Origin of the sequence: Aeromonas sp. R3-1 (assembly GCF_040908345.1) — a bacterium.
Lineage (GTDB): Bacteria > Pseudomonadota > Gammaproteobacteria > Enterobacterales > Aeromonadaceae > Aeromonas > Aeromonas veronii.
Genome location: NZ_JBFODN010000092.1, coordinates 1 through 6,522, shown reverse-complemented (window position 1 = coordinate 6,522; position 6,522 = coordinate 1). Strand labels below are relative to the sequence as shown.

At 61.0% G+C, this 6,522-nt stretch carries 5 protein-coding genes; 2 read left to right on the top strand and 3 right to left on the bottom strand.

Annotated elements, in window-relative coordinates; all coding sequences use genetic code 11:
- Positions 1-101: 101 nt before the first annotated feature.
- A complete protein-coding gene (locus tag AB5Y85_RS06205; RefSeq protein ID WP_042080383.1) occupies positions 102-578 on the bottom strand; it encodes a glutathione peroxidase in 477 nt (158 codons plus the stop codon).
- 348 nt (positions 579-926) lie between these two features.
- Between AB5Y85_RS06205 and AB5Y85_RS06200 the strand changes: the two genes are divergently transcribed.
- Both AB5Y85_RS06200 and AB5Y85_RS06195 read left to right on the top strand, forming a co-directional pair.
- Positions 927-1,535 (top strand): 2OG-Fe(II) oxygenase, encoded by a 609-nt coding sequence (locus AB5Y85_RS06200; RefSeq protein ID WP_005360026.1) that lies wholly within the window; start codon positions 927-929, stop codon positions 1,533-1,535.
- 204 nt (positions 1,536-1,739) lie between these two features.
- On the top strand, positions 1,740-2,729 hold the full coding sequence (locus AB5Y85_RS06195; RefSeq protein ID WP_058057457.1) for a D-alanine--D-alanine ligase: 990 nt from the start codon (positions 1,740-1,742) through the stop codon (positions 2,727-2,729).
- A gap of 170 nt (positions 2,730-2,899) precedes the next feature.
- Here AB5Y85_RS06195 and mngB read toward each other — a convergent pair whose 3' ends face one another.
- Together mngB and AB5Y85_RS06185 are read right to left on the bottom strand one after the other, a co-directional pair.
- Entirely contained in the window at positions 2,900-5,554 is a 2,655-nt protein-coding gene (gene mngB, locus AB5Y85_RS06190; protein ID WP_257687850.1) for a mannosylglycerate hydrolase, read from the bottom strand.
- An 86-nt stretch (positions 5,555-5,640) separates the two neighbouring features.
- Positions 5,641-6,522: fructose-specific PTS transporter subunit EIIC (locus AB5Y85_RS06185; protein WP_368221275.1), on the bottom strand; the 882-nt coding region annotated here is incomplete at its 5' end.

Sequence of the window (6,522 nt, the reverse complement as noted above, 5' to 3'; positions counted from 1 at the left end):
GTGGGGCCGTAATATAGCAAAAGAGCGGCCGCTGCGCAGTAGCTGTCGCACCGGCCGCCATACAATCGTTCAACGCAGTGGCGTAAAACGGTGCGGGAGCATCAGAGCATCTCGCGGATCTGTTCGGCCAGGCTCTCCGGTTTGGCCTGGGGGGCGAAACGCTCTACCACATTGCCATCGCGGTCGATCAGGAACTTGGTGAAGTTCCATTTGACGTTTTCCAGCCCAAGAAAGCCCGGTTTCTGTTGCTTGAGCCACTGGTAGAAGGGGTGGGCATGCTCACCGTTGACATCGCACTTGGCCATGATGGGGAAGGTGACCGGATAGTCGAGGGAGCAGAAGCGGGCGATCTCGTCCGCATCCCCCGGCTCCTGATTGCCGAACTGGTTGCAGGGGAAGCCCAAAATCACCAGCCCCTTGGGGCCGAGTTCCCGATAGAGCGTTTCCAGCCCTTCATATTGGGGGGTAAAGCCGCAGCGACTGGCCACGTTGACCACCAGCACCACCTTGCCCGCCAGTTGAGTCAGCGGGTAGGGGGTGCCATCCAGTCGTTGCAAAGTGAGATCGGGCAGAGGCATAAGAAGATCCTTTCGTGGGTGATGCGCGGGTTGTGCCGTGAGTAGTTCGGTCGGTGACAGAGACAAGCGCCGGATGAACAGCAACATGGCGATGCGGATACGGTATCGGTTGGCTCTTGGCACCGCAAGGAGGCCACGGCGCCTCCTCGTCCCGATTGCAAGGGCCATCACAGTTTCGACAGCCAATACGCCTGTTGGCGGAGCGGGATCACAACTGGCGATAAAAAGCGGGGAGGCGAGCAGCAACTGCGTATTGATGTTGGGACTTCTCAAGAGAAGCAAACCGGTTTGTGACTTTGCCGGTAAGTCGCTACAAAGCGCCCTCTTTCCACTCATTGTGAGCCAATCTTGGACTATCAAGCTGCCATGGATGCCATTTACACCCGGGGATGGGTGATAGTGGATGATTTTTTGACCGCCGCCGAGGTGGATGCCCTCAAAGCCTGTTTGCCAAGCGAATGGCAACCGGCCGGGATCGGCCGTGACGCCCTGCACCAGGGCAATCCCGATATTCGCCGTGACCAGATCCACTGGCTGGAGCCCTCCCTCGGTGCGCCGGTGGCTGACTACCTCGCCCGGATGGAGTCCCTGCGTCTTGCCGCCAACCGGATGCTGATGCTGGGATTGTTCGACTACGAGGCCCACTTCGCCCGCTATCGCAGCGGGGATTTTTACGCCACCCATCGGGATGCCTTTGCCGGTCGCTCCAACCGCCGTCTTACCACCGTGTTTTACCTCAACAACGACTGGCTGCCCGAAGCGGGTGGAGTGCTGCGCATGTATGACGACAAGGAGCAGTTTCTGATGGATGTCAGCCCCAAGGGGGGGCGGCTGGTCATGTTTCTCTCCGAGGAGTTTCCCCACGAGGTACTGCCTGCCAATCGCGAGCGCTACAGTATTGCCGGCTGGTTTCGGGTCAATGGTAACGGCATGGGAAGGGTCGATCCCCCGCGCTGAGGGGCAATGTGTCCCGATTTTGACACAGGGGAGACTTTTCACTGCAAGAAGTGGGGTCATGGGTCTCCCATCAGCTGACAAGGGTTGATCTCCCTTGCTACACTGGCGCGCACTTATGTTCGTATCTGGCTTCGTCCGGTTTTTATGGTGGTTGGCTTATCAAATGGTCATGACGAGGCCGCTTTTCCCAAGGGATCACATCTAATGAAGAACATGCATGTCTTGCTGCTGTGCGGCGGCGGTGGCTCAGAGCACGAAGTTTCTCTGCGCAGCGCCAATTTCCTCGAGCAACAACTGGGCCTTCTGCCCGGTGTCGAAGTGACCCGCGTCGAGATGTTCGCCGATCGCTGGCTCAGTGCCGATGGCCGCGAGTGCAAGCTGGGGCTCGACAAGCTGCTTTCGTTTGACAGCGTGGCCCGTCCGGTGGATTACGTGGTGCCCTGCATCCACGGCTACCCGGGTGAGACCGGCGATCTGCAATCCTTCCTCGAGCTGGCCGGATTGCCTTATCTCGGTTGCGATGCCGAGGCGAGCAAGATCTGCTTCAACAAGATCAGCACCAAGCTGTGGCTCTCCGCCATCGGCATTCCCAACACCCCGTACCTGTTCCTGACCGAGCAAAATGAGGCGGCGCTGGCCGAGGCCAAAGCCGCGCTGGCCAAGTGGGGCAAGGTCTTTATCAAGGCCGCCTCCCAGGGCTCTTCCGTTGGCTGCTACTCGGCCAGCAACGAAGCGGATCTGGTAAAAGGCATTGCCGATGCCTTTGGTTACTCCGAACAGGTTCTGATCGAGAAAGCGGTCAAGCCGCGCGAGCTGGAAGTGGCGGTTTACCAGTACGGTGACGAGCTGGTGGCGACTTATCCGGGCGAGATCTGCGTGCCGCAGGACAAGTTCTACACCTATGAAGAGAAGTACAGCAGTGCCAGCCATACCGAGACGGCACTGCGTGCCGAGGGGCTGACCCAGGCGCAGGCCGATGCGATCCACGAGTATGCCCTCAAGGCGTTCCGTCAGCTGAAACTGACCCATCTCTCGCGCATCGACTTCTTCCTGACTGAGGAGGGGGAGATCCTGCTGAATGAAATCAACACCTTCCCGGGCATGACCTCCATCTCCATGTTCCCGAAACTGCTGGAGCATCACGGTCACCGCTTCGCCGACTACCTTGAGCAGATCCTGCGCAAGGCCAGCTAAGTGCGCTCTCCCGCTCGCGGGATGAAGCAGGACTCAATAAAAAATCCCCGCCAATCGGCGGGGATTTTTTTATGTCTTTATCAAGCGGGGCAGGCCAGCTTGAAGGGATAAACAGGCGGGGAGGGGATGACTCTTCCCCGCCTGTTGCTAGCTGTGGGTGTTACCGGCGGTTAGCCGCGAGCCACCCGAAAGCGCACGCTGCGGGAGTGGCACGGCGCCAGCTCGCCAAACTCGCCAGCGGCCAGTTCAAGGGGCAGGGGCTGCTCGTCCATCCGCACCGCTTGCCAGTCGCTCAGGGCGTGTTCGCAGCTCACTTTGCCACCCTTCAGCACAGCCTGCTCGCTCGGGTTGTAGACCCGGATCACCAGCGCCTCTTCATCCTCTGCCTTTTTCAGGGCGCTCAGCACCGGACCGGAGGGATCCATGGTGAGCAGAGTGAAGTGGAGCGGGGTGGCGAAGCTCGCCTTGTTGAGCTTCATGGCATCGAACGGGATCTTGTTGTAGCAGCGCACCGGGGTGAGGTAGCTGCGCGCCGCCTGCATCACGTTGGCGCTGATGTGATCGCCGACAAACGCCAGCAGGCTGAAACGGCAGCTGAGCTTGCCGCGCACCTGGGAGTCCGGGGTGGGCAGCTTGATGCCGGAGGGGCGACCCGGGCGCAGCAGCAGCTCCTCTTTACCGAGTACGCCGACCCCGCGCAGCAGGGTGAGTGCCAGGGTGTCGCACTGCTCGCCGATCACCTCAAATTCGCGCAGACCATCGCTCAGTACCGCCAGCCCCTGCTTGCCATCTTGCAGGGCGACGAAGTTCATCAGCTGCCAGACCGGAATGGGGGCCTCTTTCCACCCCTCAGCTTCCCAGTCGGCCATGGCGCTGTCGCGGGTGGGGCGGGTGATGCAGCCAAACTGGTTGTCGGATACCACGGTGTCGCTCGGGAAGGGGGTGGGGATCAGCACCCGCACCCGGTGATCATCGGCTTGATTGTCGAGCTCCAGCTCGATGTCGATACGCGGGCTCTGATGCGCCAGGGTGATGCGACAGGTGACATCAAGGTGGCCGTTGCACTGGCGGTTGGCCCGCTCGGTGAGGTTGGCCGGCACGGCCATGCGCAGTTTGAGGGTCGCAATGCTCTGCCACGCCTCATGGGTGACCTCGCGGGTCACCGCAAACTCGGTGGAGTAGCGCAGCCACTCTTCGCGCGACGGCGAGTAGTCATACTCGTCACCATCATCGGAGCCCTCTTCCAGCGTGAGCACCTGATCAAAGGTGGTGCCGCGCAGTTTATCCAGGATCTGCAGGGTGCCGTTGTCATTGAGGGCGATGCGATAAAAATCGTTCTCCAGCAGCTCGCCGCTGGCCGTCACCGGTTGCTCCACTCCCGGCTGATTGCCCTCTATATGGAGAGTGCAGTAGCCCATGGCCGGCAGCGGATGGCAGAGCTGGATGTCGTACTCCATAAAGGGGTCGTAGTTGCCGTAGTGCACGATCTGTCTGTCCACCAGACCCGGGTCAATCTCGCGTCTGGCACGGATGAAGTAGGGGACCGGCTGGCCCGCTTCATCGCGCAGGGCAAAGGATTGGGCGCGAATGCGGATGCTGGTGTTGATCACCTCCTGACGGGGGAAGGGCATCAGGTTGAACAGGCAGAGTTTGTCGGCCACCTGCACGCCGTCTTCACAGAGCGCCACCGGCATGTTGTCGACAATCTTGCGCATGTAGAAGCGAATCAGGTTCTCGGCCATGTCGTCGGCCAGAATGAAGCGGGTCATCACCTCCTGATGCACCTTGTCACTGCAGCAGCAGCCGATGCTGTCATGGGCGTGGTTCTTCATGATCTCCTTCCACATCTTCTCCAACAGCCCATGGTGGTACTCGAAGCCGAGTGCCCAGGCGATGCTCGCCAGCGGTTCGAGGATGTTGACGATCTTGTTCTCGATGGCGGCGTGGGCCAGCTTGATGTCCATCCGGGTGGAGGAGATAGTGCGGTGTACCCGCATGTATTTGCCGTCGTTGAACTCCCCCTTGAGGGTGGCCAGTTGGTCGCGGCACGCCTCGATGCGCTCGAAGACCTGCTCGAAGCGGCTCATGTGGAATTCACGCTGGGGGTAGATTTCCCGCAGCTTGTCGATGATGGCGAAGATGTTCTGTTGCAGTGGCATCTGGTCGTGGCCGTTGGGCAGCAGGATATCCTTGGTCACCGAGGCCTTCTCCAGCACCTCGAAGTAGGATTCGAGCCGCTTGCGCAGGCCCGCCTCATCTTCCGGCAGGTACTTGCCGATGGCGTAGCCGAGCGGCAGTACCTGGGCGGTCACCTCGCTGCCATCGTTGCTCTGCCAGAGGAACTCGGTCTTGTCGGTACCGTGACGCTCGGAGCAGCCGCGCCAGAACATGGCCCGATCAATCCCGAAGCCGTTGAAGATGTGGGGCAGTTGGGAGGACATGCCGAACGAGTCGGGCAGGTAACCGATCTTCATCGGCTCGCCAAGGCTAAGGCAGTCGCGCATCCCGTAGAGCAGGTTGCGCAGGATGGACTCGCCGCTCACCTGCATGGTGTCGGTCTGGGTGTACCAGGGGCCGATGATGAGCTTGCCCGCTTCCACCAGCGCCTTCACCCGGGCCTTGTTCTCGGGCTGGATGGCGAAGTAATCCTCCAGCACCGCAGTCTGGCCGTCCAGCACATAGAACTTGTAGTCGGGGTCGGATTCAAGACGCGCCAGGATCTCAGCCATGTTGTTGACCAGCAGGATGCGGGACTCCTCGGTGGTAAAGTACCACTCCCGATCCCAGTGCATGTGCGGCGTGATGTGAACTCGTGAAACTGTCATGACAATGATCCTTTGCTGGCGCACGGCGGCCCTTGCCTGCCGTGCGGAAAAATAGTCTGTTGAAACAGTGGTGGTGAAGATGAGCCTTACTCTGCGGCGACCACCTGATAGGTGCCGCGCTGCATGGCGTGACGGCGCCAGCCGATCAGCACCACAGTGGAGATAAGGGTGCCCACCAGCGCCGCACCGAGCCAGACGGCGGCAGCCATCAGGGCGCCGTGGCCGCCATCGTGGAGCAGGAACAGGGAGAAGATGCCGGCTCCCGGGGTGGAGAGACCAATCCCCATGGCTCCTACCATGGCGCCGGTGACCACCGAGCCTGCGAGGAAGGAGCCGATCACCCGGATCGGATCTTCGATGGCCATCGGAATGGCGCCCTCGGTGATCCCCGCCAGCCCCAGCAGCCAGGTGGACTTGCCGGTCTCGATCTCGAAGGTCTGGAACAGGCGTGGCGCCAGCAGGGTGGAGAAGGTCACGGTAAAGGCCGATACCATCTTGACCGCGCCGAAGATGGCGTAGGGGCCGTAGACGCCGTTGGCCATGGCGCCGAGGCAGAAAGCGTAGGCCGCCTTGTTGACCGGGCCACCCAGGTCAAACGAGCACATAAAACCGAGCAGGGCGCCCAGGACCAGCGCATTGGTGCCGGAGAGGCCATTGAGCCACTCGGTGAGGCTGTTGTTGAGCCAGGCTACCGGCTGGCCGATGACAAACAGCATCAGGCTGCCTGCTACCAGGGTGCCGATCACCGGATAGAGGTAAAAGGTGAGAAAGCCGTTGAAGTTGGGGCTAAGGCGCACATGCTGCTTGACCCAGCGCATCAGGTAACCGGCGATAAGACCGCCGACCACGCCGCCGAGGAAACCGGAGCCAATCATGTTGGCGGCCAGTCCCGCCGCAAAGCCCGGGCCAAGCGCCGGTTTGTCCGCCAGCGAATAGGCGGTATAGGCAGCCAGCACCGGCACCATCAG

Coding starts and splice junctions, on each gene's coding strand:
- mngB (WP_257687850.1), bottom strand. CDS start 5,554: ATGACAGTTTCACGAGTTCACATCACGCCGCACATGCACTGGGATCGG.
- AB5Y85_RS06195 (WP_058057457.1), top strand. CDS start 1,740: ATGAAGAACATGCATGTCTTGCTGCTGTGCGGCGGCGGTGGCTCAGAG.
- AB5Y85_RS06205 (WP_042080383.1), bottom strand. CDS start 578: ATGCCTCTGCCCGATCTCACTTTGCAACGACTGGATGGCACCCCCTAC.